Annotated in this window: 22 protein-coding genes; 13 read left to right on the forward strand and 9 right to left on the reverse strand. The window is 63.3% G+C overall.

Features of this window, described 5'->3' with window-relative positions:
• Positions 1–20: 20 nt before the first annotated feature.
• Positions 21–623 carry a GNAT family N-acetyltransferase gene (locus BGO80_RS02525; protein WP_286718847.1) on the reverse strand — a complete coding sequence of 201 codons (603 nt, stop codon included), beginning with the start codon at positions 621–623 and terminating at the stop codon, positions 21–23.
• A 78-nt stretch (positions 624–701) separates the two neighbouring features.
• Here BGO80_RS02525 and BGO80_RS02530 point away from each other — a divergent pair, with 78 nt between their 5' ends.
• From BGO80_RS02530 to BGO80_RS02540, 3 genes are all read left to right on the forward strand, one after another.
• The gene (locus BGO80_RS02530; RefSeq protein WP_286718848.1) at positions 702–1,139 is read left to right on the forward strand and encodes a GFA family protein; all 438 of its coding nucleotides are present in this window, start codon (positions 702–704) and stop codon (positions 1,137–1,139) included.
• On the forward strand, positions 1,136–1,471 hold the full coding sequence (locus BGO80_RS02535; protein WP_286718849.1) for a TfoX/Sxy family protein: 336 nt from the start codon (positions 1,136–1,138) through the stop codon (positions 1,469–1,471). Before BGO80_RS02530 ends, BGO80_RS02535 begins: the two co-directional genes overlap by 4 nt.
• A 105-nt stretch (positions 1,472–1,576) precedes the next feature.
• The gene (locus BGO80_RS02540) at positions 1,577–2,788 is read left to right on the forward strand and encodes an NADP-dependent isocitrate dehydrogenase (RefSeq protein ID WP_126152012.1); all 1,212 of its coding nucleotides are present in this window, start codon (positions 1,577–1,579) and stop codon (positions 2,786–2,788) included.
• Positions 2,789–2,916: 128 nt separating this feature from the next.
• Here the strand turns inward: BGO80_RS02540 and BGO80_RS02545 are convergent, their stop codons facing one another.
• Positions 2,917–4,611, reverse strand: a complete 1,695-nt coding sequence (locus BGO80_RS02545; protein WP_286718851.1) for a VWA domain-containing protein — start codon at positions 4,609–4,611, stop codon at positions 2,917–2,919.
• 290 nt (positions 4,612–4,901) lie between these two features.
• Here BGO80_RS02545 and BGO80_RS02550 point away from each other — a divergent pair, with 290 nt between their 5' ends.
• Complete coding sequence (locus tag BGO80_RS02550; RefSeq protein ID WP_286718852.1) at positions 4,902–5,786, forward strand: DMT family transporter; 885 nt, start codon at positions 4,902–4,904, stop codon at positions 5,784–5,786.
• Positions 5,787–5,864: 78 nt separating this feature from the next.
• Here the strand turns inward: BGO80_RS02550 and alaS are convergent, their stop codons facing one another.
• Positions 5,865–8,504, reverse strand: a complete 2,640-nt coding sequence (gene alaS / locus BGO80_RS02555; RefSeq protein ID WP_286718854.1) for an alanine--tRNA ligase — start codon at positions 8,502–8,504, stop codon at positions 5,865–5,867.
• 341 nt (positions 8,505–8,845) lie between these two features.
• Positions 8,846–9,919 carry a recombinase RecA gene (recA, locus tag BGO80_RS02560; protein WP_126152008.1) on the reverse strand — a complete coding sequence of 358 codons (1,074 nt, stop codon included), beginning with the start codon at positions 9,917–9,919 and terminating at the stop codon, positions 8,846–8,848.
• 284 nt (positions 9,920–10,203) lie between these two features.
• Here recA and araD1 point away from each other — a divergent pair, with 284 nt between their 5' ends.
• Positions 10,204–11,199, forward strand: coding sequence for an AraD1 family protein (gene araD1, locus BGO80_RS02565; RefSeq protein WP_286718857.1), 996 nt, complete (start codon positions 10,204–10,206; stop codon positions 11,197–11,199).
• A 151-nt stretch (positions 11,200–11,350) separates the two neighbouring features.
• On the forward strand, positions 11,351–12,370 hold the full coding sequence (locus BGO80_RS02570) for an aldo/keto reductase (protein WP_286718859.1): 1,020 nt from the start codon (positions 11,351–11,353) through the stop codon (positions 12,368–12,370).
• A gap of 144 nt (positions 12,371–12,514) precedes the next feature.
• Here BGO80_RS02570 and BGO80_RS02575 read toward each other — a convergent pair whose 3' ends face one another.
• The 5 genes from BGO80_RS02575 to tpiA form a co-directional block, all read right to left on the reverse strand.
• Positions 12,515–12,907: a DUF2237 family protein gene (locus tag BGO80_RS02575; protein ID WP_286718861.1), complete on the reverse strand. Its 393-nt coding sequence runs from the start codon at positions 12,905–12,907 to the stop codon at positions 12,515–12,517.
• 1 nt (position 12,908) lies between these two features.
• Entirely contained in the window at positions 12,909–15,476 is a 2,568-nt protein-coding gene (gene cckA, locus BGO80_RS02580; RefSeq protein WP_126152005.1) for a cell cycle histidine kinase CckA, read from the reverse strand.
• Positions 15,477–15,746: 270 nt separating this feature from the next.
• Positions 15,747–17,375 (reverse strand): CTP synthase, encoded by a 1,629-nt coding sequence (pyrG, locus tag BGO80_RS02585; RefSeq protein WP_126152004.1) that lies wholly within the window; start codon positions 17,373–17,375, stop codon positions 15,747–15,749.
• 112 nt (positions 17,376–17,487) lie between these two features.
• The gene (gene secG / locus BGO80_RS02590) at positions 17,488–17,925 is read right to left on the reverse strand and encodes a preprotein translocase subunit SecG (protein WP_164550479.1); all 438 of its coding nucleotides are present in this window, start codon (positions 17,923–17,925) and stop codon (positions 17,488–17,490) included.
• 207 nt (positions 17,926–18,132) lie between these two features.
• Positions 18,133–18,885 (reverse strand): triose-phosphate isomerase, encoded by a 753-nt coding sequence (tpiA, locus tag BGO80_RS02595; protein WP_286718865.1) that lies wholly within the window; start codon positions 18,883–18,885, stop codon positions 18,133–18,135.
• A 123-nt stretch (positions 18,886–19,008) separates the two neighbouring features.
• Between tpiA and BGO80_RS02600 the strand changes: the two genes are divergently transcribed.
• The 7 genes from BGO80_RS02600 to BGO80_RS02630 all read left to right on the forward strand — a co-directional run bounded on the left by BGO80_RS02600 (position 19,009) and on the right by BGO80_RS02630 (position 26,716).
• Positions 19,009–20,880, forward strand: a complete 1,872-nt coding sequence (locus BGO80_RS02600) for a peptidylprolyl isomerase (RefSeq protein WP_286718866.1) — start codon at positions 19,009–19,011, stop codon at positions 20,878–20,880.
• Positions 20,881–20,913: 33 nt separating this feature from the next.
• The gene (gene trpE, locus BGO80_RS02605) at positions 20,914–22,422 is read left to right on the forward strand and encodes an anthranilate synthase component I (protein WP_286718868.1); all 1,509 of its coding nucleotides are present in this window, start codon (positions 20,914–20,916) and stop codon (positions 22,420–22,422) included.
• 185 nt (positions 22,423–22,607) lie between these two features.
• Entirely contained in the window at positions 22,608–23,207 is a 600-nt protein-coding gene (locus BGO80_RS02610; RefSeq protein WP_286718869.1) for an anthranilate synthase component II, read from the forward strand.
• The gene (gene trpD / locus BGO80_RS02615; protein WP_286718871.1) at positions 23,204–24,226 is read left to right on the forward strand and encodes an anthranilate phosphoribosyltransferase; all 1,023 of its coding nucleotides are present in this window, start codon (positions 23,204–23,206) and stop codon (positions 24,224–24,226) included. Before BGO80_RS02610 ends, trpD begins: the two co-directional genes overlap by 4 nt.
• Complete coding sequence (gene trpC, locus BGO80_RS02620) at positions 24,223–25,035, forward strand: indole-3-glycerol phosphate synthase TrpC (RefSeq protein WP_286718873.1); 813 nt, start codon at positions 24,223–24,225, stop codon at positions 25,033–25,035. The genes trpD and trpC overlap by 4 nt, the downstream gene beginning before the upstream one ends.
• Positions 25,035–25,517 (forward strand): cyclic pyranopterin monophosphate synthase MoaC, encoded by a 483-nt coding sequence (gene moaC / locus BGO80_RS02625; protein WP_286718874.1) that lies wholly within the window; start codon positions 25,035–25,037, stop codon positions 25,515–25,517. Before trpC ends, moaC begins: the two co-directional genes overlap by 1 nt.
• Positions 25,514–26,716 carry a molybdopterin molybdotransferase MoeA gene (locus BGO80_RS02630; protein WP_286718875.1) on the forward strand — a complete coding sequence of 401 codons (1,203 nt, stop codon included), beginning with the start codon at positions 25,514–25,516 and terminating at the stop codon, positions 26,714–26,716. The genes moaC and BGO80_RS02630 overlap by 4 nt, the downstream gene beginning before the upstream one ends.
• The last annotated feature ends 5 nt before the right edge of the window (positions 26,717–26,721 follow it).

The raw sequence follows: 26,721 nt of genomic DNA on the forward strand, positions 1-26,721 counted from the left end.
TTACGCGGAAAATCGTACCCTTACGACGATTGTGATCGGGCAGCCCGAAGCGCGCCCGATACGCCCTGCGAAACCCACTCTGCGCGCAGGATCGCGTAGTAGAATTCCTCGTCCCAACCACCCTTGAACAGGGCGTGTTCACGAAAATGGGCCTCGCGCCGCATGCCCAGCCGCTCCATCAGCCGCCAGGAGCCGTCATTGCGCGCGTCGCAGCGAGCATAGATGCGGTGCAGATCGGCATCTTCGAAGCCAAGCCGCAGCAGTTCGGCGGCCGCCTCGGTGGCATAGCCCCGGCCGTGATGGTCGGGGTGGAAGATCCAGCCCAGCTCGCCCTGTCGCGCCTCCACCGACCGCCAGATCAGCGACACCTCGCCCACCAGGGACTGGTCGTCCCTGGTCTCGACGGCAAGGATGATGCGGTCTCCCTCCGCCTCGAGCGCCAGTTGGGTGGTGCGTTGCTGAATGGCTAGCGCACATTCGTCGCGGCTGAGCGGCGGATCGAACAGATAGCGCGCCACGTCCTCACGACTGCGATAGTCGTAGACGGCGTCGACATCGCCGCGGGAGAAGGGGCGCAGGACGAGGCGGGCAGTGTTCAGCGGATAATCGGGGCGTATGGACATGTCACAATTTCATCTCCCTGCCGCCCAAAGGCAACCCGGCTCTTGCGAGGCGGTGGCGGCCATGCCAGCCTCGCGATCATGAGCTCCATGCCCCATCTCGACCTCACCGCCAGCTGCGATTGCGGCGCCATCACGCTCAGCGTTTCCGGGCAGGCAATTTCGATGTTTCAATGCGCCTGCCTCAACTGCCAGAAGGCGACGGGCGGTGGCCACGCCTCGGTGGTGCTGGCGCCAGTCGGTAGCGTGAAAACGATTGGCGCGACCAAAAGCTTTGTCCGCGCAGCAGATTCCGGCGCCGTGTTCACGCGGCACTTCTGCCCCGAATGCGGCACCACGGTGATGGCGCAGTCCTCGCGGGCTCCGGCTTTCCGCATCCTGCCCGTGGGCTTGTTTGCCGGACAAAACGCCTGGTTCCAGCCCAACCAGCTGATCTTTGCCCGCAGCCACGCCCCCTGGGACCTGGTCGATGCGGCGATGCCGCAGCATTCCGCCTATCGCCCGGAGAAGACGCCATGAGCATGGCATCCGAAGACCTCGCCGAACGCATCCGCAACGTCATGCCGCCACGGCTGGTCTATAGCGAAAAGAAGATGTTCGGCGGGCGCGCCTTCATGATGAACGGCAATATGCTGGTCTGTCCCACCAAGGAAGGCGCGCTGATCGTGCGCGTCGGCCAGGGCGCCATGGAGGAAGCGCTCGCTCGACCCGGCGCCGAGGTCATGGTGATGAATGGCCGCTCCATGCGGGATTTCGTCGTGCTGCCCGGCGACGCCATCGAGGATGACGACGCGCTGGCCGGTTGGCTGCAGCTGGCGCAGGCATTCGTGACGACGCTGCCGCCGAAATAGGCATGGCCCCTTGCCGAGGCGGACTTTGCGCTTTTTGCCCGCGATGCTATACGGGCCGACGAACGGCGAAGGCCGAAAACCGTATTTCTGTTAGGGAGTTTTTCGATGAGCAAAATCAAGGTCGCCAATCCGGTTGTGGATCTCGACGGCGATGAGATGACCCGCATCATCTGGCAGGCGATCAAGGACAAGCTCATCCATCCCTATCTCGACCTGCCGATCGAATATTACGATCTCAGCGTTGAAAGCCGTGACGCCACCAACGACCAGATCACGGTCGATGCCGCCCATGCCATCCAGAAGCATGGCGTTGGCATCAAGTGCGCGACCATCACTCCCGATGAGCAGCGCGTCGAGGAATTCGGCCTCAAGAAGATGTGGAAGTCGCCCAACGGCACCATCCGCAACATCCTGGGCGGCGTGATCTTCCGCGAGCCGATCATCTGCAAGAACGTGCCGCGCCTCGTCCCGGGCTGGACCCAGCCGATCATCGTCGGCCGTCACGCCTTCGGCGACCAGTACCGCGCCACCGACTTCCTGTTCCCCGGCAAGGGCACGCTGTCGATCAAGTTCACCGGTGAAGATGGCCAGGTCATCGAGCACGAAGTGTACCAGGCCCCCGGCGCCGGCGTGGCCATGGCCATGTACAATCTCGACGACTCGATCCGCGACTTCGCCTATTCGAGCTTCAACTACGGCCTTGCCCGCGGCGTTCCGGTCTATCTCTCGACCAAGAACACCATCCTCAAGGCCTATGACGGCCGCTTCAAGGATATCTTCCAGGAAATCTACGACGCCGAGTTCAAGGAACAGTTCGAAGCCAAGAAGATCTGGTACGAACACCGCCTGATCGACGACATGGTCGCCTCGGCCCTCAAGTGGTCCGGCGGCTATGTCTGGGCCTGTAAGAACTATGACGGCGACGTGCAGTCCGACATCGTGGCCCAGGGTTTTGGTTCGCTCGGCCTGATGACCTCGGTTCTGGCCACGCCCGATGGCAAGATCGTGGAAGCCGAAGCCGCCCACGGCACGGTGACCCGTCACTACCGCCAGCACCAGCAGGGCAAGGAAACCTCGACCAACTCCACCGCCTCGATCTTCGCCTGGACCCGTGGCCTCGCCCACCGCGCCAAGCTGGACGACAATGAAGCGCTGGCCAAGTTCGCATCGACGCTGGAAAAGGTCACCGTCGACACCATCGAAGAAGGCAAGATGACCAAGGATCTCTCCCTGCTCGTCGGTCCGGATCAGCCCTGGCTTTCGACCCTGGGCTTCCTCGACGCCATCGACCAGAACCTGCAGAAGGCAATGGCATAAGCCAGGTTCGCTTGTGTCCCGGCGCACGACGCCGGGATGGTAGCAGACTAGAAAAAGGGCCGGAGCAGCGATGCTCCGGCCCTTCTTCTTTGTGGTCCGTCCCGGCGCTTGGCATCGGGACGGTCAGATTACTTGCTCTTGGACTTTCCGGCGGTTGCGGCTTCGATGGTGTATTCATTGCGCTCGCCCGCCTTGACGGTCACAGGCGCTTCGAACTCACCGCTGCCGTCGTGGTGTTCGGCAACCACCACATAGTCGCCGGCCGGCAGAACCTTCTGCATTTCGGTTTCGTAGCCATAGGCCACCGACTTGCGATTGCCCTGGATGTCGCGCTTGGCCTCGAAGATTTCGACGGCCTTGGCTTCAGGGATGGTCAGGGCAAGCACCCCTGCGCCGAGGAAGACCGAAACATCGATGGCCTTGCCGGCCTCGACGGTGAACGGCGTTTCGGCGGTAGCCGCATCCATCTTGGCGACGGCGACATAGTCACCTGCCGGCAGGTCGAAGGAGCTGTCTGGACCATAGGCATAGCCCACGCTCTTGCGGCTGCCGTCGATCGCCTTCTTAGCCTCGAAGATTTCGACCGCAAGATCGCCGTCCTCGACCTTCATGCCCTCGACATAGTCGGCATTCACCTTGGCGATACCCGCCCCGAGAATGACGTCCTCATCGATGGTTTCACCGGCTTTCAGCGTATAGGTGCGCTCAACCATGGCCGAGCCGAGCTTGACGGTAACGGCAATCTCGCCGGCTGGAACGTAGAGGGCAACTTCGCCGTAAGCCGTGGTGACATAGGCACCGTTGGCATTGACCTCGGTCGAGGCATCGCGATCGACTTCCTCGCCTTCCGATGCACGCGGGTGCAGCAGCAGGCGGCCGGCATTGAGCACGAAGTGTGGGGAAGCCACTTCATTCTTGGTGATGGTCACCGGCTGCTCGGCAGTGGCATAGCCATATTTGGCCGTCATGATGTAGTCGCCCGGAGGCAGGGTGCCCTTGAAGCGGGCATAATAGTCGGTACCGATCCACTCGCCCTTGCTGCCATCGGCATTAACCTGATGCCATTCCCAGATCAGGTCGTCGCTGCCGCCGTCGCCGATATTCGGGCCGCCTTCGGCCAGCGAGGCGGACGGGCGGTAATTGTGGTCGGCGACTGGTGCGGGTGCCGGGGCCGGCTCGGGCTTCGGCTCGGCCTTGACCACCTGGGCCACAGTGGTGGTGAGCGCATCGACGAGATCGGCGCCATTCTGGGCGGAGAGATATTTGCCGCCGGTATTCTCGGCAAGGCATGCCACCTGGCGGCCCTCTTCGTCGGAAAGACCGAAGCCGAGCACATGGGTGGTGAAATCGACGCCCTGGCCTTCGAGCTCGGTGGCCAGCGCGCAAGGGTCGACCTCGCAGGTTTCGAGGCCATCGGTGATCAGGATCACCGTGGCCTTTTCCTCGGTATAGCGAAGGTCTTCGGCAGCGAGCCGCACCGCATCCGAGAGCGGCGTCATGCCCTTGGGATTGATCTTGTTGGCGGCGGCGGCGATGGCTGCACCGGTGCCCGGCGCCGGCTCGACCAGCATTTCGATATCGCCGCAATTGCCCTTTTCGCGATGGCCATAGGTCATCAGGCCCAATTCGAGGTCGTCAGGCAGGCTGGACAGCACGGAATCGAGGGTTTCGCGCGCAATGGTGATGCGCGCCTTGCCGTCGATCTGGGCCCACATGGAGCCGGAGCCGTCGAGAACGATGATGGCGCGTTCTGCCGCGATGGCCGGAAAGGCCAGGCCAAGCGCGGCGACCGCGCCCAGAACGAGCTTCTTCAATTTATGCATTGGAATGCCCTCCAAAAAGCGGGCTGCACACCGCCCCCGCATCCGCGCACAACAAGCCATGCTTAGCATGAAGCCGACATGAACGGTTAAATCAGACTTGCAGCTGCCGACGACCCCAGTTTTAGGGGCATTCCGGCCTGCACATCACCCCATGATTGCGGGGGAGCAAATGCTGCTGCGGCTGGTGCCGCAGCGCCGCAATTCCCCCCGCTGCCATGATGACGTGGAGACAATCCGCTTGTATGGTACTCGCGCTTTCCTGAGTCCCTCCATTCATTTCGGATTTTGCGATGCCTGTCGGCGTCATTCTCGCCTTTATGGCCTATGCTGCCTTTTCGATCGCCGACGCGCTGATCAAGACCGTCGGCCCGTCCCTGACGGTCTTCGAGATCGCCTTCTTCACCACCAGCTTTTCGATCATTCCGGTGATGCTGACCAAAAGGGGTGAGCGCTGGCGGGACATCTACAAGCTCCACCATCCCTGGCTGGTGCATCTACGCTGCGCCACGGCCATCACCGGCACCGCCTGCGTGATGTATGCCTTTACCCATATCCCCTTTGCCGATGTCTACGCCGTCGGCTTCACCACGCCGCTCTTCGTCACCCTGCTCTCGGTGCTGGTGCTCAAGGAACATGTGGCGCTGCAGCGCTGGCTGCTGCTGGCGGTGAGCTTCCTTGGCGTGGTGCTGGTCATTCGTCCGGGAATGCGGGAGCTGGAGCTGGGGCACTATGTGATCATGCTGGGTGCGTGCCTGGGCGCGGTGACCACGGTAATCCTGCGCCATGTGGCGCCGCGCGAGCGGCGGGTCAGCCTGGTGGGCATCCAGGTCTTCTATTCGGCCGTGATCAACGGCACGCTGATGCTGCCCAATTTCGTCATGCCGACGCCCCTGCAATTGGTCGTGCTGCTCGGTATCGGCCTGCTTGGCGGGGTCGGCGGGTTGATGCTGATTGCCGCCACCAAGCAGACGCCGGCCAATCTCATCGCGCCGGTGCAATATAGCCAGCTGATCTGGGCTATATTGTTCGGCGCGCTGTTCTTTGGCGAATATCCGGACTGGATCGCGATTGTCGGCATGATCGTGGTGGTGGGTGCGGGCCTGCTCAACGTGTTGAGCGAACGCCGGCCGATCCGCTGGAAGCCGCGGGTCTTCTTCTTCCGCATCGGCGAATAACAAACAAAAAGGCCATCCGGATCAACCGGATGGCCTGATGCCTGGATTCATTTTGTGAGGGCCGGCGGCCCAAGCCGGTCAGAGGAGCGCGCGGATCGCCGCGATGGCGTCGTCGGCCTTGGCGCCATCGGGGCCGCCGCCCTGGGCCATGTCGGGACGACCGCCGCCGCCCTGCCCGCCCAGCGCCACAGTGGCTGACTTGATCAGCGTGCCGGCGGAATACTTGCCGGTAAGATCGTCGGTGACGCCGATGGCAACGGTGCCCTTCCCGTCCTCGCCCTTGAGCACGATGACGACGACGCCCGAGCCGATGCGCTTCTTTTCCGCATCGACCACCGACTTGATGTCCTTCGCGGCGACGCCCTCGACCACGCGACCGACAAAGGTCACGCCATTGACGGTTTCGGAGGCGCTGCCACCCTCACCGCCACCGCCCAAAGCCAGCTTCTGGCGGGCATCGGAGAGGGCCTTCTCAGCGCTCTTGAGCTGGTTCTGCAGGGCCTCGATCCGGTCGAGCACCTCATGAGTGCCGGAGCGCAGAATGCCCGCAGCGGAGGCGACGATATTGGTGCTGGCATTGCCGCGATGACGCGCAGCATTCCCGGTCAGCGCTTCGATGCGACGCACGCCGCCAGCCACTGAGCTCTCGGCCACGACCGAGACCAGACCGATATCGCCGGTGCGGCGCACATGGGTACCGCCGCAGAGCTCGACCGACCAGCCCAGGCCATTGCCGGTGGGCAGGCCCATGGAAACCACGCGCACTTCGTCGCCATACTTCTCGCCAAAGAGAGCACGAGCGCCCGATTCCTTGGCCTCCTCGACACCCATCAGCCGGGTCTCGACCGGAGTGTTCTGCAGGATAATGGCATTGGCGATGTCTTCGACCTCAGCCATTTCCTGTGGCGACATCGGCTTGGTGTGCACGAAGTCGAAGCGTAGGCGATCGGCGGAGACCATCGAGCCCTTCTGCGCCACGTGGTCACCGAGCACCAGGCGCAGTGCCTCATGCAGCAAGTGGGTGGCCGAATGGTTGGCGCGGATGGCCGAACGGCGGTCGTGATCGACGATCAGTTCGACCGGCTGGCCGACCTTGAGGCTGCCTTCCTTGACCGTAACGCGATGGGCGAAGACACCCTGGTGCTTGTTGGTATCGGTGACCTCGGCGATGACACCTTCGGCCTTGATCATGCCGCTATCGCCGACCTGGCCGCCACTTTCGCCGTAGAACGGGGTCTGGTTGACGACAACGACGCCATCCTGGCCGGCCGCGATGGCGTCGACTTCTTTGCCATCGACCAGGAGGGCCTTGATCTCGCCCTCGGCGGTCTCGGTCTCGTAGCCGAGAAATTCGGTGGGGCCGAGCTTGTCGGCCAGGCCGAACCAGACGGTGTCGGTGCCAGCTTCGCCCGAACCGGCCCAGTTCTTGCGCGCCTCGGCCTTTTGCTGCGCCATGGCGGCATCGAAACCGGCCTGGTCAACAGCAATATTGCGGGTGCGCAGCGCGTCCTGGGTCAGATCGAGGGGGAAGCCATAGGTGTCGTAGAGCTTGAAGGCGGTGGCGCCATCGAGCGTATCACCTTCGCCCAGGGCGGCGGTTTCGGCTTCGAGAATCTGGAGGCCCCGGCCCAGCGTCTTGAGGAAGCGGCCTTCCTCGAGGCGCACGGTTTCGGCGATCATGGCCTCGCCGCGCGACAGTTCGGGATAGGCCTGGCCCATCTCGCGCACCAGGGTCGGCACCAGCTTGTAGATGACCGGCTCGGAGGTGCCGAGAAGCGTGGCATGACGCATGGCGCGGCGCATGATGCGGCGCAGCACATAACCACGGCCTTCATTGGAGGGCAGCACGCCTTCGGCGATGAGGAAGCTCATCGAGCGCAGATGGTCGGCAATGACACGCAGGCTGCGATTGCCCGGGCCGTTGACATCGGCATTGGTGGCATTGGCAGCGGCCGAGATCAGCGCCTTGAACAGGTCGATATCGTAATTGTCGTGCACGCCCTGCATGACTGCGGCAATGCGCTCGAGGCCCATGCCGGTGTCGATGGAGGGGCGCGGCAGGCCGGTGCGCGAGCCATCGGCATGCTGCTCGAACTGCATGAAAACCAGGTTCCAGATTTCGATCCAGCGATCGCCATCCTCATCGGGCGAACCCGGAGGGCCACCCCAAATCTTGTCGCCATGGTCGTAGAAGATTTCCGAGCACGGACCGCAGGGGCCGGTATCGCCCATCTGCCAGAAATTGGACTTTGCGCCCAGGCGCACGATGCGGTCTTCCGAGAGACCGGCGATCTTCTTCCACAGCGCCATGGCCTCGTCATCGTCCTGATAGACGGTGACCATGAGCTTGTCCTTGGGCAGGCCCCAATCCTTGGTCAGCAGGTTCCAGGCCAGTTCGATGGCGCGGTCCTTGAAATAATCGCCGAAGGAGAAATTGCCCAGCATCTCGAAGAAGGTGTGGTGACGGGCGGTGAAACCGACATTGTCGAGATCGTTGTGCTTGCCACCGGCACGCACGCATTTCTGCGCCGTCGTCGCAGTCGAATAGGGCCGCTTTTCCATCCCGGTAAAGACGTTCTTGAACTGCACCATGCCGGCATTGGTGAACATCAGCGTCGGATCGTTGCGCGGCACCAGCGGGCTCGACGCGACGGCCTCGTGGCCATTGCGGGCGAAATATCCGGTAAAGCTCGAACGGAGATCGTTTACGCTGGTCATGCACAGGCTTTCATGGCGAGCGGACGCGGACGCGTCCTCTTGGAAAAACGGGGCTTTTTATCGTGAGGCGATGAGCCGTGTCCAGCGCCGCAGCGGCAAGATCGGGAAGTTTCGTCTTTGCCGTCTATTCCGTCTCGCCAGCCGGCGCAGCTTCGCAAACATATTGGGCGGCACACTTGGCCGCTTTGGGCGGATACCTGCTCTTGGGTCAAGCCCGAGGGCAAAGCGGAGAGCAAAGACGCGCCAAGCCCGAAGACAGAGCGGAGCGTCGGGGAATATTCGGCCAATAGAACAAAAAACCCCCGCCGAAGCGGGGGCCAATGCATGGGATCGGGAGGTGATCAGTCGTCGCTGGCCGGATCGTCTTCGCCGCCGGCGACGAGAAGCACTTCGCCCAAGAGGCCGGAGCTTTCGCGCACACCCTGCTCAATGGTGTTGGCAATCTCGGGATTGTCCTTGAGGAACTGGCGGGCATTTTCACGGCCCTGCCCCAGGCGCTGGCTGTCCCAGGAGAACCAGGCACCGGACTTGTCGACGATACCGGACTTGACGCCGAGATCGAGCAATTCGCCGGTCTTGGAAATGCCTTCGCCATACATGATGTCGAATTCGACCTGGCGGAAGGGCGGAGCCAGCTTGTTCTTGACCACTTTCACGCGGGTCTGGTTGCCCACGATCTCTTCGCGATCCTTGAGCGCACCAATGCGACGGATGTCGAGACGCACGGAGGCGTAGAACTTGAGCGCGTTACCACCGGTGGTGGTTTCGGGCGAGCCATACATGACGCCGATCTTCATGCGGATCTGGTTGATGAAGATGACGAGGCACTTCGACTTGGAGATCGAGGAGGTCAGCTTGCGCATGGCCTGGCTCATCAGGCGGGCCTGAAGACCGGGCAGCGCATCGCCCATTTCGCCTTCGAGTTCGGCGCGGGGCGTCAGAGCCGCCACGGAGTCGACCACCAGAACGTCGATGGCGCCGGACCGCACCAGCGTATCGGTGATTTCGAGCGCCTGCTCACCGGCATCGGGCTGGGAGATCAGCAGATCATCGACATTGACGCCCAGCTTGCGGGCATAGACCGGATCAAGCGCATGCTCGGCATCGACAAAGGCGCAGATGCCGCCCTTGCGCTGCGCTTCGGCGATGACATGCAGCGCCAGCGTGGTCTTGCCCGACGATTCAGGCCCAAAAATCTCGACGATACGCCCCTTGGGCAGGCCGCCAATGCCGAGCGCGATATCGAGACCCAGCGAGCCTGTCGAAATCGACTCCACCTCAATAGCGGAGTTTTCGCCCAGGCGCATGATCGAGCCCTTGCCGAAATTCCGCTCGATCTGGCTCAGCGCGGCCGCAAGAGCCTTGTCCTTGTCCATCGATCCACCCTCAACGACGCGAAGCGGCGAAGCTGCCATGATGCTGTCTCCTTATTTCACGCTCTCGAAGGTCACGCAACGAGAGGACCAAAGCTCAATTCGTGCTTTGTTTGTTCTCATTTTGTTTCAGCCAAGTCAAGGCACAAAATGAGAACACAGAGAAAACCGGCAGGCTCGCCAGGAGGTGCAGGGATAGCCCGATTCTGTCGGGGGCGGCAGTGGCGGCGCAAAAGTATGATTTTTATCTGGACAGGCGGGCATGGGATGCGTTTTATGCGGCCACACGCCGTGAACAATGGCCCAGCAAGCCAAGGACCGCCCCCATGCATCTGATCCAATTTGTCGACGACAAGGGAAACCGCGCCGTCGGCGTCACCCGCAATGGCCAGACCCAGACCGTCACCGGCGTTGCCAGCGTCTATGAACTGGCACAGGCCGCGCTCAATGCCGGCAGCGGCCTTGCTGCCGTGGTCGACGCCAAGGGTCTCGGCGCCGTGATCGACAAGGCTGCCTTGCTGGCCGAGGGAAGGCTGCTGTCGCCGATCGACCACCCCGACGCCACCCATCTGCATGTGACCGGCACCGGCCTCACCCATCTCGGTTCCGCCGCGACGCGCGACGCCATGCACAAGGCCAATGGCACTAAGCCCGCCGACGAGCTGACCGACAGCATGAAGATGTTCCGCATGGGGCTGGAAAACGGCAAGCCGGCCGCGGGCGAAACCGGCGTGCAGCCGGAATGGTTCTACAAGGGCAATGGCCATATCGTCGCCAAGCCCGGCGAGGCCATCCCCTCCCCGTCTTTCGCGCTCGACGCCGGCGAAGAGCCGGAGATCGCCGGCATCTATATCATCGACCAGCATGGCCAGCCGCGCCGGCTGGGCTTTGCCCTGGCCAACGAATTTTCCGACCACGTCACCGAGCGGATCAACTATCTGTATCTGGCCCATTCCAAGCTGCGCGCCTGCTCGTTCGGGCCGGAACTGCGCGTCGGCGACCTGCCGGCCCATATCGAGGGCACCTCGCGCATCCTGCGCGATGGCGCGGTTTTGTGGGAAAAGCCGTTCCTCTCGGGCGAGGACAATATGAGCCACACCATCGCCAATCTCGAATATCACCACTTCAAATATGAGCTGTTCCGCCAGCCGGGCGATGTGCATGTGCATATGTTCGGCACGGCGACGCTGAGCTTTGCCGATGGAATTTCCACCCAGCCCAACGACACGTTCGAAATCACCGAAAGCCAATTCGGCCTGCCGCTGCGCAATCCGGTGCGCATCGAGGCGGAAGAGAAGGTGGTGGTGACCGGGCTCTACTGAGCCAGGCACCACGACCATGATCGAAATCGCCGGACCTGGTCCGGCGATTTTTTTGTGTGCGCGAGGGCTGAAGGGTGGCCGGAAAGTCGGCTCGCGCTTTACTCAAGGCAACTAACATGTCAGTTAGTCAGCACCCCTCCGGAGACCGATCATGACCACGAGCCCCCTTGAAAAGCGCCGCATCGGCCAGACCGCGCTCGAGGTCACGACACTGGGGCTGGGGGCCGCATCGCTGGCCGGTATTTTTACCGCGGTCCCGGACGCACAGGGCCGCGCCACGCTGCAGCACGCGCTCGACAAGGGTCTCACCTATGTCGATACAGCGCCGCAATATGGCCTGGGGCGTTCCGAACATCTGACCGGCGACGTGCTGCGTCGGGCGGCCAATCGGCCTGTGATCTCTACCAAGGTCGGGCGACTGTTGAAGCCGGTCGATCCGGCGCGGCAGGACAAGGGTCTTTGGGTCGATCCGCTGCCGTTCGACCAGGTCTATGACTATAGCTATGACGGCATCATGCGCTCGCATGAGGACAGCCTGCAGCGTCTTGGGCTCGACCGGGTGGATATTCTCTATGTCCACGACATCGGGACCGCCACCCATGGCGTCGAGGGCAACAAGCCCTATTGGCACCAGCTCGCAAGCGGCGGCTATCGGGCGCTGCAGGAACTGAAAGCCAGCGGCACGGTCCGGGCCATCGGGCTTGGGGTCAATGAGTGGCAAGTGCTGATGGACGCCTTCGCGCTGGGCGATTGGGACGTGTTCCTGCTCGCGGGGCGTTACACCCTGCTGGAGCAGACCTCGCTCGATCCGTTCCTTACCACCTGCGTCAAGCGCGGGGCTTCGGTGGTTGTCGGCGGGCCGTTCAATTCCGGCATCCTGGTGGGCGGCGACAAGTTCAATTACGCCAAGGCGCCCGAGACGGTTGTGCAGAAAGTGCGGGCCATCGAGGCCGTTTGCCGGGATTTCGGCGTGCCCTTGCCCGCCGCAGCGCTGCGCTTCCCGTTGACCCATCCGGCCGTATGCAACGTGCTGCCCGGCCCGCGCTCGCCCGAAGAGCTGGATGGCATTCTGGACTGGTGGAACGTGGATATCCCGGACGCACTGTGGTCGGCGCTTGCGGAAAAGGGATTGCTCGCCGAGGGCACGCCCGTTCCGGGTGGGAGAGGCTGAGGCACTGAAAGTGCCGCAGACTCCAGCCGAAGGGCCTGTGCTTTCTGGTGCAGCCTAAGTCAAGCGCCCTCGGGTCTTCGCCCGAGGGTGACGGATCGAGCGTGGGATCGTTTGCCGCAGGCAGCGCCATCGCGCGTTGAATCGCTAATTCAAATCCAGCGCGTAAGCCTTGAGAAGGTCGAGCGGGATGAAGTCAAGCACTTTGCGGTTGGTGGCGCGCAGATAGAGGCGCGGGGCCTTGCCGGCGGCGTGGGCCTGGGCCCAGCGGGCGGCGACGAGGCACCAGCGATTGCCCGGTACGATGCCGGCAAAACCGAATTCCGGGCGCGGGGTCGAGAGATCGTTGCCGACGCTGGCCGAATAGGCCAGGAACGCGGCGCTCGCCTCGATGCACACCAGATGCACCGCCGCCTCCTCGGGACCCGCGGCGCAATAGCCGGTGCGGAAAAAGCCGGTCAGCGGATCGTCCGAGCAGGGCTGCAGCGCCTCGCCCAGCACGTTGAACTCATCGGGACCGGGGATGACGGGCGCTGCCACCTCAATTGGCCTTGCCGACGCGGCTCAGAACTTCCTTGACTTTGGAATTGATCTGGTCGAGCGAATAGGGTTTTGGCAGGAAGTCGACGCTCTGATCATCCTCGATATCGCGGCGCACGCTCTCCTCGGCATAGCCGGACACGAAGATGATCTTGAGATCGGGCATCTTGTGGCGGATGGATTTGAGCATGGTCGGCCCATCCATCTCCGGCATCACCACGTCGGAAATGATCAGATCGACCTGGTAGTCGTGATCCTCGAGTACCTCGATGGCCTCTTCGCCGCCTTCGGCTTCGAGCACCTCATAGCCGGTGGCGCGCAGGGCGCGGGCGGAGAAGGCGCGCACGCTTTCCTCGTCCTCGACCAGCAGAATGCGCTCATGGCCGGTGAGGTCGCGAGCGGGAGCAGCTGCCGCGGCGGCCTTGGCCGACGATTCCTCGGCCGTGGGCACATAGCGCGGCAGGAAGATCTTGAAGGTGGTGCCCACCCCGACGGTCGAGACCGGATAGATGAAGCCCTCAGTCTGCTTGACGATGCCATAGACCGTCGAGAGGCCGAGACCGGTGCCCTTGCCCAATTCCTTGGTGGTGAAAAAGGGCTCGAAAATCTTGGCCAGAACTTCGGGGCTCATGCCGGTGCCGGTATCCTGCACGTCGATCAGCACGTAGTCTGCCGGAACCATGCCCTCGAATTTGAGATTGGCGCTTTCGTCTTCGCTGATATTGGCGGTGCGGATGGTGATCGCGCCGCCACTGGGCATGGCGTCACGCGCATTGACCACGAGATTGATGATCACCTGTTCGAGCTGCACCACATCGGCGCGAACCGGCCAGATATTGCGGCCATGCTCGACGCTGAGCTGGTTCTTCTCGCCGATCATGCGCTTGAGCAGCACGGTAAGGTCGTCGACGATCAGCGGCAGTTCCAGCACCTGCGGGCGCAGGGTCTGGCGGCGGGAGAAGGCCAGCAGCTGGCGGGTGAGGCCGGCGGCGCGATTGGCGTTCTGCTTGATCTGCATCAGCTCGCTGAACGAGGGATCGCCCGGCTTGTGCTTGAGCAGCAGCAGGTCGGAGAAGCCGATAATTGCAGTGAGCAGATTGTTGAAATCGTGGGCGACGCCACCGGCGAGCTGACCTACGGCCTGCATCTTCTGGCTCTGGGCGAACTGGGCTTCGAGCTTGCGCTGATCGGTCATGTCGAGGGCATAGACATTGACCTGCTCGGGCGAGCCGGCGCTGACCTCGGAGGCCGAGATATAAAGGCGGACGGCGTGGTCGCCCTCGACGCTGAGAACGGCATCGACCGGTTCGACTTCGCTGCGCTGGGCAGTGGCATCGGCCAAAGCCCGCACCAGCTTGTCGCGGCTGCCTTCGCCGATCAGGTCCTGCAGCGGCTGCAATTCGAGCGTCTTGGCCTCGCCCGACCAGCGGAAAATCCGCCCGAACGGCGCATTGGTGCGCACGATGCGGCCTTCGGCGTCGAGCGTGGCGATGGCGAAGGGCGTGTCGTTGAAGAAGCGTGAGAAGCGCACTTCGGCGGCGCGCAGCTCTTCCTCGGTGTCGGGAGCGCTCGACATATCGAGCACCTGGGTGCGCGTCTCACCCAGTTCGCCATCGGCGAGGCGGGCAGCGCGATGCAGCAGGCGCACCGGCAAGGCGGTGCCGTTGCGACGCACCAGGTCGATATCGATGATCTCGGTGCGGATTTCGCCATCACCCCTGCCCCGCATCAGCAGAGAAGCACCGTCGCCGCGCACGATATCAGAGAGACGCAGCTGGCCAACATTGAACTCGGCTAGGTCATAGCCCAGCCAATCGGCGAGCGTGGAGTTGAGATATTGAATCTGCCCCTGCGCATCGGCAGAAAAGAAGCCGGACGGGGAGTGATCGAGATAGTCGATGGCCCGCTGCAGATCGCGGAAGGCCGTTTCGTTGCTTTCCTGGTCGCGGGTGATGTCTTCGACCGACCAGGCGACGAGGGCGCGCCGGCCTTCATCGGTCTCGGGCAACGGCCGCACGGCGACACGGTAGAAGAAGGCCCGGTTGGCGTCGGCCTGTGCCCCGCCCAGCCCACCAATGACGCGGATATCTTCGATGGCGCTGCGGCCATCCTTGGCGGCGCGCGACAGGCGATAGATCGCCTCGCTGGCGTCGGAATAACCCGCGAAGAGACGCGGCACCCCCACGGGCACGCCATTGGTCAGCGCCCCAGGCAGATTGCCGTAATTCTGGTTCACATAGGCAATCTTGCCTTCGCGATCAGCAATGACAACGCCAAAGGGCAGGCTATCGACCATGGCATTGCTGATGGTGCGACGCTCTTCACCGCCGGCGAAGCGGAAGAGGCCCGCCGCCAGGCCGAAAAGGAAGAACACGCCGGAGACGGCCAGGAGGCCGACAAAGGTCATTACCAGCTCGGCGGGAATGGCATGACCGAACACCACGAAGACCACGGCGGCGGCAATCAGCAGCACGCCGAGCAGCAGCACGCGCCAAAGGCCCGCAGCGCCCCGACCGGCTGACAGAATCGGTTCGGGATAGTTGTCCTCGCCGAGCGGCGTCGATGCCATGGGTCGCTTGCTCCAGTGCGCCTCGAGACCGTCCCGAATCGGGACATGCAGACAGGTCTAGCAAATGGGCCGCCAGCATGGGAGGGCGAAGGCGGTTTTCAACACGCGATGTGACGTTTTGTTTTGGGGGCAGCCTACGCCTTGCGCCGCTTGATGCCGGTGGCTCCGCAATTGGCCCTCGGGTCGAGCCCGAGGGCGGTGCGGGTTGCTAGCTTTGAGCCACATAAGCGAGCCAGCGCGCTGGTGGCGCGCCGGAGCAAGCGTGAGGCGTCAGACCAGACGGCTCTGGTCGACGGCGGCGGAGATGAAGCTGGTGAAGAGCGGATGCGGCTCGAACGGCTTGGACTTGAGCTCCGGGTGGAACTGCACGCCGATGAACCACGGATGGTCGGTGCGCTCGACGATTTCGGGCAGCGTGCCGTCGGGCGAGACGCCGGAGAACAAGAGCCCGTTCTTTTCCAGCAGCTTGCGGTAGTCCATGTTCACCTCGTAGCGGTGACGATGGCGCTCGGAGATGCGGGTCGAGCCATAAATGTCGGCAACGCGCGAACCGCGGGTCAGCTGGGCCGGATAGGCGCCGAGGCGCAGCGTGCCGCCCATATCGCCGTCCTTGGCGCGACTTTCCTTCTCATTGCCCTTGACCCATTCGGTCATCATGCCGACAACCGGCTCCTTGGTGGCGCCGAATTCGGTGGAGGATGCATTCTTGATGCCGGCCGTGTTGCGGGCCGCCTCGATACAGGCCATCTGCATGCCGAAGCAGATACCGAAATAGGGCACGTCCTTGGTGCGGGCAAAGCGCGCCGCCTCGATCTTGCCGGCGGAGCCGCGCTCGCCGAAGCCGCCGGGCACCAGGATGCCATGGACATGTTCGAGATAGGGCGCGGGATCGTCACGCTCGAAGACTTCCGAGTCGATCCACTGCAGGTTGACCTTGACCTTGTTGGCAATGCCGCCATGGGTCAGGGCTTCGCTGAGCGACTTATAGGCGTCCTTGAGGCCGGTATATTTGCCGACGATGGCGATGTTCACTTCGCCTTCGGGATTGTGGTAGCGCTTGGACACCTCTTCCCAGGCCGACATGTCCGGCTCTGGCGCATCGGTAATGCCGAGGGCAGCGAGGATTTCGCGGTCAAGGCCTTCCTTGTGGTAGGCCATCGGCACGTCATAGATCGAGCCAACGTCGAGGCCCTGGATGACGGCGGTTTCGCGCACGTTACAGAACAGGCTGAGCTTCTTCTTCTCGCCTTCCGGGATCGGACGGTCGCAGCGCACCAGCAGCACGTCCGGCGCGATGCCGATGGAGCGCAGTTCCTTGACCGAGTGCTGTGTCGGCTTGGTCTTGAGCTCGCCCGCCGAGGGAATATAGGGCATCAGGGTCAGATGCAGGTAGCAGGCGTGATTGCGCGGCAGATCGTTACCAAGCTGGCGGATCGCCTCGAAGAAGGGCAGGCCCTCGATGTCGCCGACGGTGCCGCCGATTTCGACGAGGACGAAATCATAGTCCTCATTGCCCTCGAGCACGAAATTTTTGATCGAGTCGGTGACGTGCGGAATGACCTGCACCGTCGCGCCCAGGAATTCGCCGCGGCGCTCCTTGGAGAGCAGATCCGAATAGATGCGCCCCGAGGTGATATTGTCGCGCTTATTGGCCGCGCGGCCGGTGAAGCGCTCATAGTGACCCAGGTCGAGATCGGTTTCCGCCCCGTCATCGGTGACGAAAACCTCACCGTGCTGGGTCGGCGACATCGTGCCGGGGTCGACATTGAGATAGGGGTCGAGCTTGCGCAGGCGGACCTTATAGCCGCGTGCCTGCAGGACAGCGCCAAGCGCCGCTGAAGCAAGACCTTTGCCAAGGGAGGAGACCACGCCTCCGGTGATAAAAACGTACCGAGCCATGGGCGATCACCATAAGCACATCATGAACGATTCGCAGAGCGGGGAGTGCGCTCTACACAAAAAGAAGAAGGGGATGTCGCCATCCCCTTTTCCGGTTACGCCTTGCGGCGGATCAGTTGCCCGTTACCGGGGTCGTCGTCTGGTCCGGCGCCGCAGGCACCGGCAGGTCGCTCGCGCCGGCAGCAGGAGCGCTCGGCGTCGCGTCAGCCGGCAGCGGCAGATCCGAATTGCTCGGCTGCATGGCGTTCAGCGCATCTAGAACGCTGGACGGCGCCGCGCCATCCTGGGTGCCGACGGCCTGATCCAGAATGCTGGAAGTGCCGCGATCCAATTCGCTGAGAATGGTCAGTCCGATGGCGGAGGCGAAGAAAAGCGTCGCCAGGATTGCCGTGGTCCGGGTCATCAGATTGGCCGAACCACGCGCCGTGGTCAGGCCGCCGCCACCACCGCCACCAATGCCAAGCGCACCACCTTCGGAACGCTGCATCAGGATGACGACGATCAGCGCCAGCACGATCAACAGATAGGCTACAAGCAGAACGTTGGCCATGAAACTTCGTCTTCGTGTCAGGCTGAAACCATCAAGCCGCAGGAGCGGAAAATGGCTTCATGTTTATTTTGTCGCGACTTGACAGCCAAAGTGAAAGTATCACTTTCGCCGCATGTGCATCAGGAGATGCGGGGTCATACACCGCTCGAATGGCAAATACCAGTCGGCCACAGCGTTTTTCGCTGCAACCGACCGATCATCGCCGGATCATACGGCGGAGATAATGGTGTAAAAGTCTTTTGCCAAGAGGCTGGCGCCGCCGACGAGCCCGCCATTGACGTGATCGACCGCCAGGATTTCGCGGGCATTCACCGGCTTGAGCGACCCGCCATAGAGAATGCGGATGGTTTCCCCTGCCCCGCCAAAGCGCTGCACGAGACTGTCGCGGATGACAGCATGCATCTGGCGGATGTCGTCGAGGCTGGGGGTGCGGCCGGTACCGATGGCCCAGATCGGCTCATAGGCGACGATCACTTCATGCTGAGCGGCAGCGTCGGGAATGGAATTGGCAAGTTGCTGCACGACGACCGATTCTGCCTCGCCGGCATCGCGCTGCGCCTCGCTTTCGCCTACGCAGATGATCGGCTTGAGACCGGCCCCGATAGCGGCCTCCGCCTTGGTGCGGACATCCACATCGGATTCGCCGTGATCGGCGCGGCGTTCGGAATGGCCGACAATGACGAATTGCGCGCCGGCATCGGCGAGCATGGGGGCGGAGATGTCGCCGGTATGAGCGCCGGACGCGTCGGTGTGGCAATCCTGGCCGCCGGCCAGAATGCCGCTGGAGGCGCCCTGCGCGGCGACCGCGGCGAGCAGTGTTGCGGGTGGGCAGACCACGACGAGGGCGCGCGGCGCCTCCCCGGTGGTCAGCAATCTGGCGAGTTCACTCAGCTCTTCGAGCGAATGGGTCAGCCCATTCATCTTCCAGTTTCCGGCGATTAGCGGTGAGATGGTCGTCAATCTTGCTACTCCTGCCTCTTGCGCCAGAGAGGGCTTTGCCCTAACCCCGGCTGTCGGAATTGTCTTACTAGTCCTGCCGAACCCTTGCGGTAAAGCCCGGGACCTTCAAGTGGAACGCTCAATATGCTCGTTGGTTTGCGTGATTTCTCAAAATCCTGGCCCGGCAAGATCCTCGGGGCATTCCTGCTCGTGGGCGTTGCCGGCTTCGGCATCAACAATGTGATCGCCGATTTCGGCAGCAACACTGTGGCGCGCGTGGGCAATGAGGAAATCACCTCCCGCGAATTCCTGCGGGCCTATCAGAGCCAGATCAACCGCGTCGCCCAGCAGCTTGGCTCGGTGCCGACCGCGGCGCAGGCGGAGAGCTTCGGCATTCCCACCGCCGTCATTCTCGGACTGTCCGAGGGCGCGGCACTTACCAATCTGGCCGATCAGTTCGGCGTCGGCGTTTCCGAGGCCAAGCTCGGCCAGATGCTGCGCCAGGACCCGTCCTTCCAGGGCACGCTGGGCAATTTCGACCCGAGCACCTTCACCCAGGTGCTGCAGATGAGCGGCTGGACCGAGGCCGAGTATTTCAAGGCGCGCGGTGACGAGGCCAAGCGCGAGCAGATCACCAAGTCCCTGTTCGCCGAAAACGCCCTGCCCAAGGTCGGCCTCGACCTGGTCAACAACTATGCGGCGACCAAGCGCACCATCGACTATATCACCCTGACCGACACCAATATCGAGACCCCGGCCGCACCGACCGAGGACGAGCTGGCTGCCTATCTCACCCAGCACCAGAGCGAATTCCGCACCGTGGAAAGCCGTCGCGTGCAGATGCTGGACCTGTCCATCGCCTCGCTCGCCGCCACCAAGACCATCGACGATGCAGCGATCGCAGCCGAATATGAGCGCGTCAAGGCCACGCTGACCACGCCGGAACGCCGCACCATCGAGCAGGTGGCGCTGACCACCGACCAGGTTGCCCAGTTCGAGGCCGCAGCCGCTGAAGGCAAGGATTTCGCCACCGTGGTCGCCGAAACCGGCGTCACCCCCACCCCGATCGGCACGCTGGCCCAAAGCGAAGTTACCGATGCCGCGCTGGCTGGCGCCGCGTTTGGCCTGCAGCAGGGTGCCTTTACACTTATCGATGGCATTGGGGGCCGCCGCGCCATCCATGTGTCCGAGATCGTCCCTGCCGGCGAACCGACGCTGGACGATGCCCGCGACCAGATCCGCAATTCGCTGGCCACAGCCCAGGCCCGCAATGAAATCAACGATGTGCTCGACCAGATCGAGGAACTGCGCGCCGCCTTCCGGCCGCTGACCGAGATTGCCGAGCGTTTCGGCCTGCAGCTCTATGAAGCCGAGGTCACCGCCGCCGGCACCGAACTCTCCGTGCTGCCCAATCTCGCACCGGAAGACCGCTCGCGTGTCAGCCAGGCGATCTTCAAGGCGCAGGATGGCCAATTGATCCCGGCCGTCAGCCTGACCGGCAATGCTCATCTCTGGTTCGACCTCGCCGAGGTGAAACCCGCCCGTGACCAGACCCTGGACGAAGTGCGCGACCAGCTGACCACGCTGATCACCGAGGAGCGCACCAATAACGCCCTGCTCGCTCTCTCCAAGGAGCTGGTGGCACGGCTGGAGGCCGGCGAGGCCATGGCCGATGTCGCCGTCTCGCTCAATCTCTTCCCGCAGATCAGCACCCCGTTCTCGCGCTTTGGCGCCGATGATGGCAGCATCGACAATGTGATCGCACAGGCCGTGTTTGCCGGCGGGCCTGATCACAAGGGCTCGGCAGTGTCGAGCACCGGCGAATATGTGGTGTTCGACGTGGCCGAGAACACCGCGCCGACCGAACCGCTGGCACCGCAGGCGATCACCAATGTCGAAAACGAGGCCCGCGCCGGGCTCTATACCGAATTCGTCGGTGCATTGCGCGACGATGCAGGCCTGCGCATCAACCAGCAGGCCCTGACCCAGCTTCTCACCCTCAATTACGGCCAGTAAAAGCTGGCCACCCCACCAACCGGAACCTGACCAATGGGCGACGACTTTTCCAAGCGATTTACCGAGCAATACCAAGCCGGAAAGTCGCAGATCGTCTGGCGTCGCATCGTGGCCGACCTCGAAACTCCGGTGGGGACCTATCTGAAGCTGGCTGCCGGCCGCACCCATTCCTATCTCCTGGAATCGGTGCAGGACGGCACGACGCGCGGCCGCTATTCGATCATCGGCCTCTTGCCGGACCTGCTGATGAAGGTCGTGGACGGCCAGGCGCAGATCAATCGCCAGGCGCAGGTCGATCCCGAAGCCTTCGAGCCCATGGCCGAGAAGCCGCTGGACGCGCTGCGCAGTCTCGTGGCGGAAAGCCAGATCGAGGTGCCGCCCGGCCTGCCGCCGCAATCGGCCGGCATCTATGGTTATCTCGGCTATGAGATGGTCCGCTACATGGAGCATCTGCCGACCGAGGAGCCGGATGCCCTAGGCACGCCCGAGGCGGTGCTGATGCGCCCCTCGCTGCTGGCGATCTTCGACACGCTCAAGGACGAGCTTTACCTGACGGCGCCGGTCTATGTGCGCAATGGCATTTCCGCCCAGCAGGCGCTGGCCTCGGCCGAAAGCCGCATCGACGACGCCATTGCGCGGCTGTCCCGCGCACTGCCCGCGACACCAGCTCTGCCCGAACTCGAGTCCATCGCAGTATCAAGCAACACCTCGCGCGACGAATATTTCGCCATGGTCGCCAAGGCCAAGGACTACATCACCGCCGGCGATATCTTCCAGGTGGTGCTGAGCCAGCGGTTCTCCACCGATTTCACCCTGCCCCCGACGGCACTCTACCGGGCGCTGCGCCGCACCAATCCCAGCCCCTATATGTATTTCCTCGATTTCGGCACCTTTTCCATTGCCGGTTCGAGCCCGGAAATCCTGGTGCGGGTGCAGAATGGCGAGGTAACCATCCGCCCCATCGCCGGCACCCGCAAGCGCGGCTCGACCCCGACGCGGGACCAGGAACTGGCGGCGGAGCTGCTGAGCGATCCCAAGGAACTGGCAGAGCACCTGATGCTGCTTGACCTCGGCCGCAACGATGTGGGTCGCGTGGCCAAGACCGGGACGGTGAAGGTCACCGACAAGTTCTTCCTCGAATATTATTCCCACGTCATGCACATCGTCTCTAATGTGGTGGGCGTGCTGGACCCGCAATATGACTTCGTCGATGCGCTTTCGGCGGGCTTCCCTGCGGGCACCGTATCGGGCGCGCCAAAGGTGCGGGCCATGGAGATCATCGACGAGCTGGAAAAGTCGCGACGCGGCATCTATGGCGGCTGCGTGGGCTATTTCGGCGCCGATGGCACCATGGACACTTGCATCATCCTGCGCACCGGCATCGTCAAGGACGGCAAGCTCTATGTGCAGTCCGGCGCCGGCATCGTTGCCGACAGCCAGCCCGAACTCGAGCAGATGGAATGCGAGAACAAGGCCCGCGCCCTTTTCAGCGCCGCCGAAGAAGCGCTACGCTATGCCGGAGAAGCGGGAGTGGGACAGTGATGGGGGATATTTCGATGAACTATCCGTCGACCGTCATTGCCCGGCTTGACCGGGCAATCCATCTTGGTTGCGGCATGGACTACCGGGTCAAGCCCGGTAGTGACGATAGGGCAATATCGGGTCATCGATGGCAAAGCTGGTTCTGAACGACGTCACCAGAACCCACTCTCCTGAGGCAGGCCCAAATGACCAAGACCCTCGTCATCGATAACTACGACAGCTTTACCTATAACCTCGTCCATTTCCTGGGCGAGCTCGGCGCAGATATCACCGTGCGCCGCAACGACAAGATCACCATCGAAGAAATCGCCGCCATGGCGCCAGAGGCGATCCTGCTTTCTCCCGGCCCCTGCACGCCCAATGAGGCGGGCATATGCCTTTCGGTCATCGACCGCTTCAAGGCGCGGATACCCATGCTCGGCGTGTGCCTGGGTCACCAGGCCATGGGCCAGGCGCTGGGCGGCGAAGTGATCCGGGCGCCGCACCTGGTGCATGGCAAGACCAGCAAGATCAACCATACAGGCAAGGGCATTTTCCGCGGCCTCAATGCCGGCTTCGAGGCGACGCGCTACCACTCGTTGATCGTGCGGGCCGAGACCTTGCCCGATGTGCTCGAAGTGACGGCAACGACCGATGACGGGCTGATCATGGGCATGCAGCACAAGACCCTGCCCATCCATGGCGTGCAGTTCCATCCCGAAAGCATCGCGTCGGAAAACGGCCATGCGCTGCTGCAGAATTTCCTCAACATCGCCCGCGACTTCAATGGAAAGCAGGCCGCGTGATGGACATCAAGCAAGCGCTCAACAAGATCGCGGCTGGCAAGGACCTGACCGGCGAGGAAATGCGCGGCGTCATGCGCATCATCATGAAGGGCGAGGCCACGCAAAGCCAGATCGGCGCCTTCCTCATGGGCATGCGCATCAAGGGCGAAAGCGTCGGTGAAATCGCCGCCGCCGTGTCGATCCTGCGCGAGCAGATGGTCCCTGTCAGTGCGCCCGAGGATGCCATCGACATCGTCGGCACCGGTGGCGATGGCGTCGGCAGCCTCAATATCTCCACGGCCACCGCGCTGGTGGTCGCCTCCGCTGGCGTGCCCGTGGCCAAGCATGGCAACAAGGCCCTGTCCTCACGCTCCGGCTCGTCGCAGGCGCTCGAGGCGCTGGGGGTCAAGCTCGACCTCAACCCCGAGGAGATCGGCCGGACCATTTCCGAAGCCGGCATCGGCTTCATGTTCGCGCCCAATCATCACCCGGCCATGCGTCATGTCGGTCCCGCGCGCGCAGAGATCGGGGTGCGCACCCTGTTCAATCTTTTGGGGCCGCAGTCCAACCCGGCAGGCGTCCGGCGCTATCTGCTGGGCGTCTATGCGCAGGAATGGGTGGAACCGGTGGCGGCTGCGCTGCTGGCCAACCGGGCGATCAAGGCCTGGGTCGTACATTCGAGCGAGGGGCTGGACGAGCTTTCCACCTCGGGCCAGAATTTTGTAGCCCAGATCATGGGTGGGGACTTGCGCAGCTTCGAGCTGCATCCTGAGCAGGTCGGCCTCAAGCTGACCGATCCCAAGGACCTTCTGGGCGGTGACCCGGCGGAGAATGCTGCCGCCATTGTCGCCCTGTTCGACGGCGCCCCGGGCGCCTATCGCGAAACCGTGTTGCTCAATGCCGGGGCGGGCCTTTTTGTCGCCGACAAGGTGAGCAGCATAGAAGACGGCATCGCCATGGCGCGCGAAAGCATCGACAGCGGCAAGGCCAAACAGACACTCGCCCGCCTGGTGGCGGCATCGAACGGACGAGCCGAATGAACGACTTTCTCAAGCAGATCGAAGCCTATAAGCGCGAAGAAATCGCCGCGGCAAAAGCCATGCGTCCCTGGGCCGAGGTGGTGGCAGAGGCGCATGACCAGCCAGCGCCGCGCGGTTTTCTGAAGGCGCTCAAGGACAAGCGCGCCAAGGGCGACTATGGCCTGATCGCCGAAGTGAAGAAAGCTAGCCCCTCCAAGGGGCTGATCCGCGCCGATTTTAACCCGGCCCAGATTGCCCGGGACTACGAGATCGGCGGCGCGGCCTGTCTCTCGGTGCTGACCGACCGGCCGAGCTTTCAGGGCTCGCCCAGCTATCTGATCGAAGCCCGCGCCGCCACGCGGCTGCCGGTGCTGCGCAAGGACTTCCTGTTCGAAACCTATCAGGTGGCCGAGGCCCGCTCCTGGGGCGCCGACTGCATCCTCATCATTCTCGCAGCCGTCGATGACGACGTGGCGCGCTACCTGCTCGATTCCGCCCAGGAATGGGGCATTGACGCGCTGGTTGAAGTGCATGACCAGGTCGAGCTCGACCGGGCGCTGGGGCTCGATGCCAAATTCATCGGCATCAACAACCGCAATCTGCGCACTTTCGAGACCTCGCTCGAAACCACAGTGCGCCTGTCGGCCGGCCTGCCTGCGGACGTGATGCTGGTCAGCGAAAGCGGCATCGTCACCCATGAGCATGTGAAGATGCTGGACGAACGCTGTGGCGTCGGCACCTTCCTCGTGGGCGAAAGCCTGATGCGGCAGGACGATGTGGTGGCGGCCACCCGCGCCTTGCTGATGGGCGCCCCCGAGACCGTGCGCTGATGACCGAGGCGCGCCTGACCCACCTCAATGCGCGGGGCGAGGCCCATATCGTCGATATCGGCGACAAGGCCGTTACTCGCCGCCGCGCCGTGGCACAGGCGCGACTGACTGGACAGGCAGAGACCATCGCCACCATTCTCGGCGGTGGGCTAAAAAAGGGCGATGCCTTGGCCGTCGCGCGCATTGCCGGCATCATGGCGGCTAAGAAAACGTCCGAACTGATCCCGCTCTGCCACCCGATCGCGCTGACCAAGGTCAGCGTCGAGATTGCGGGCGATGGCGAGGGTGCCATCCGCATCGACGCGACGGCTGAGACCACCGGCCAGACCGGAGTGGAAATGGAGGCGCTGGTCGCGGCCTCGACCGCCGCCCTAACGCTTTACGACATGGCCAAGGCCATCGACCGCGCCATGGTGGTGTCGGATATCTGCCTCGTGGAAAAATCCGGCGGCAAGTCCGGCGATTTCGTGCGCCAGCCATGAGCCTCTTGCCCGTCGATGCGGCCCTCAGGGCCATTCTGGCGCGCGTGCCCGACGTGGCGCCGGAAGCGGTAGCGCTGAACCACGCCGTGGGTCGGGTGCTTGCAGCCGATGTCATCGCCCAGCACGACCAGCCGCCCTTCGACGCCAGCGCCATGGACGGCTACGCCATGCGCGCCGCTGACGTGAGCGAGGGCGTTTCGCTCAAGGTCATCGGCATGTCGCAGGCCGGCGCCGGTTTTGCCGGGACGGTGGGCCCCGGCGAAGCCGTGCGCATCTTTACCGGTGCGCCGGTTCCGGCTGGAGCCGATACGGTGATCATGCAGGAGGAGGCGGTTCGCGAGGGTGACACCGTGCGCTTTACGGCCCCTGCCCGGCCCGGTCACAGCGTGCGCCCCAGGGGCAATGATTTCGCCACCGGACAGATGCTGATCGAGCGCGGAACGCGGCTGACACCGATGCAGATTTCGGTCGCCGCTGCGGCCAATTATCCGGCCCTGAGCGTCGCCACACGTCCGCGCATCGCGCTGGTGGCGACGGGCGACGAATTGGTGCTGCCCGGTCAGGCGCTGGGACCGGACCAGATCGTGGCCTCCAACAGCTTTGGCTTGGCCGCAATGTTGGCGCCCTATGCCGCCGAGGTGCGGGATCACGGCATTATTGCCGATGACGCGGAAACACTGCGCTCGAGGCTCGCGGCGGTGTTCGCCGACGCGCCCGATATCGTGGTGACCACCGGCGGCGCCTCGGTGGGCGAACATGACCTGGTGCAGGACGTGCTCAAGCAATTGGGCGTGACGCTGGATTTCTGGCGCATCAATATGCGGCCCGGCAAGCCGCTGATGTTCGGCATGCACGGCAAGACGCTGGTGTTCGGGCTGCCGGGCAATCCGGTTTCGGCCATGGTGACGGCGCAGGTTTTCATCAAGCCGGCGCTGCGCCGCTGGCAGGGTGTCGCCGAACCGACGCACTGGCGCCTGCCGCTGGCCGGGCCGACACCGGCCAATACGGCGCGCCGGCATTTCATGCGGGCGCAATTGCTGCACGCGCCGACCGGGCCCAAATTGCTGCCGATTTCCCAGACCGATAGCGGGCATACCTCCTCGCTGGCGCATGCGGATATGCTGATCGTGCAGCCGGAGCATGATCCGGGGCAAGCGGTGGGCGCGCTGGTGGATGCGCTGCCGCTGGATGGGTTTTGAGAAGA

Source organism: Devosia sp. 63-57 (genome assembly GCF_001899045.1).
Classification (GTDB): Bacteria; Pseudomonadota; Alphaproteobacteria; order Rhizobiales; family Devosiaceae; genus Devosia; species Devosia equisanguinis.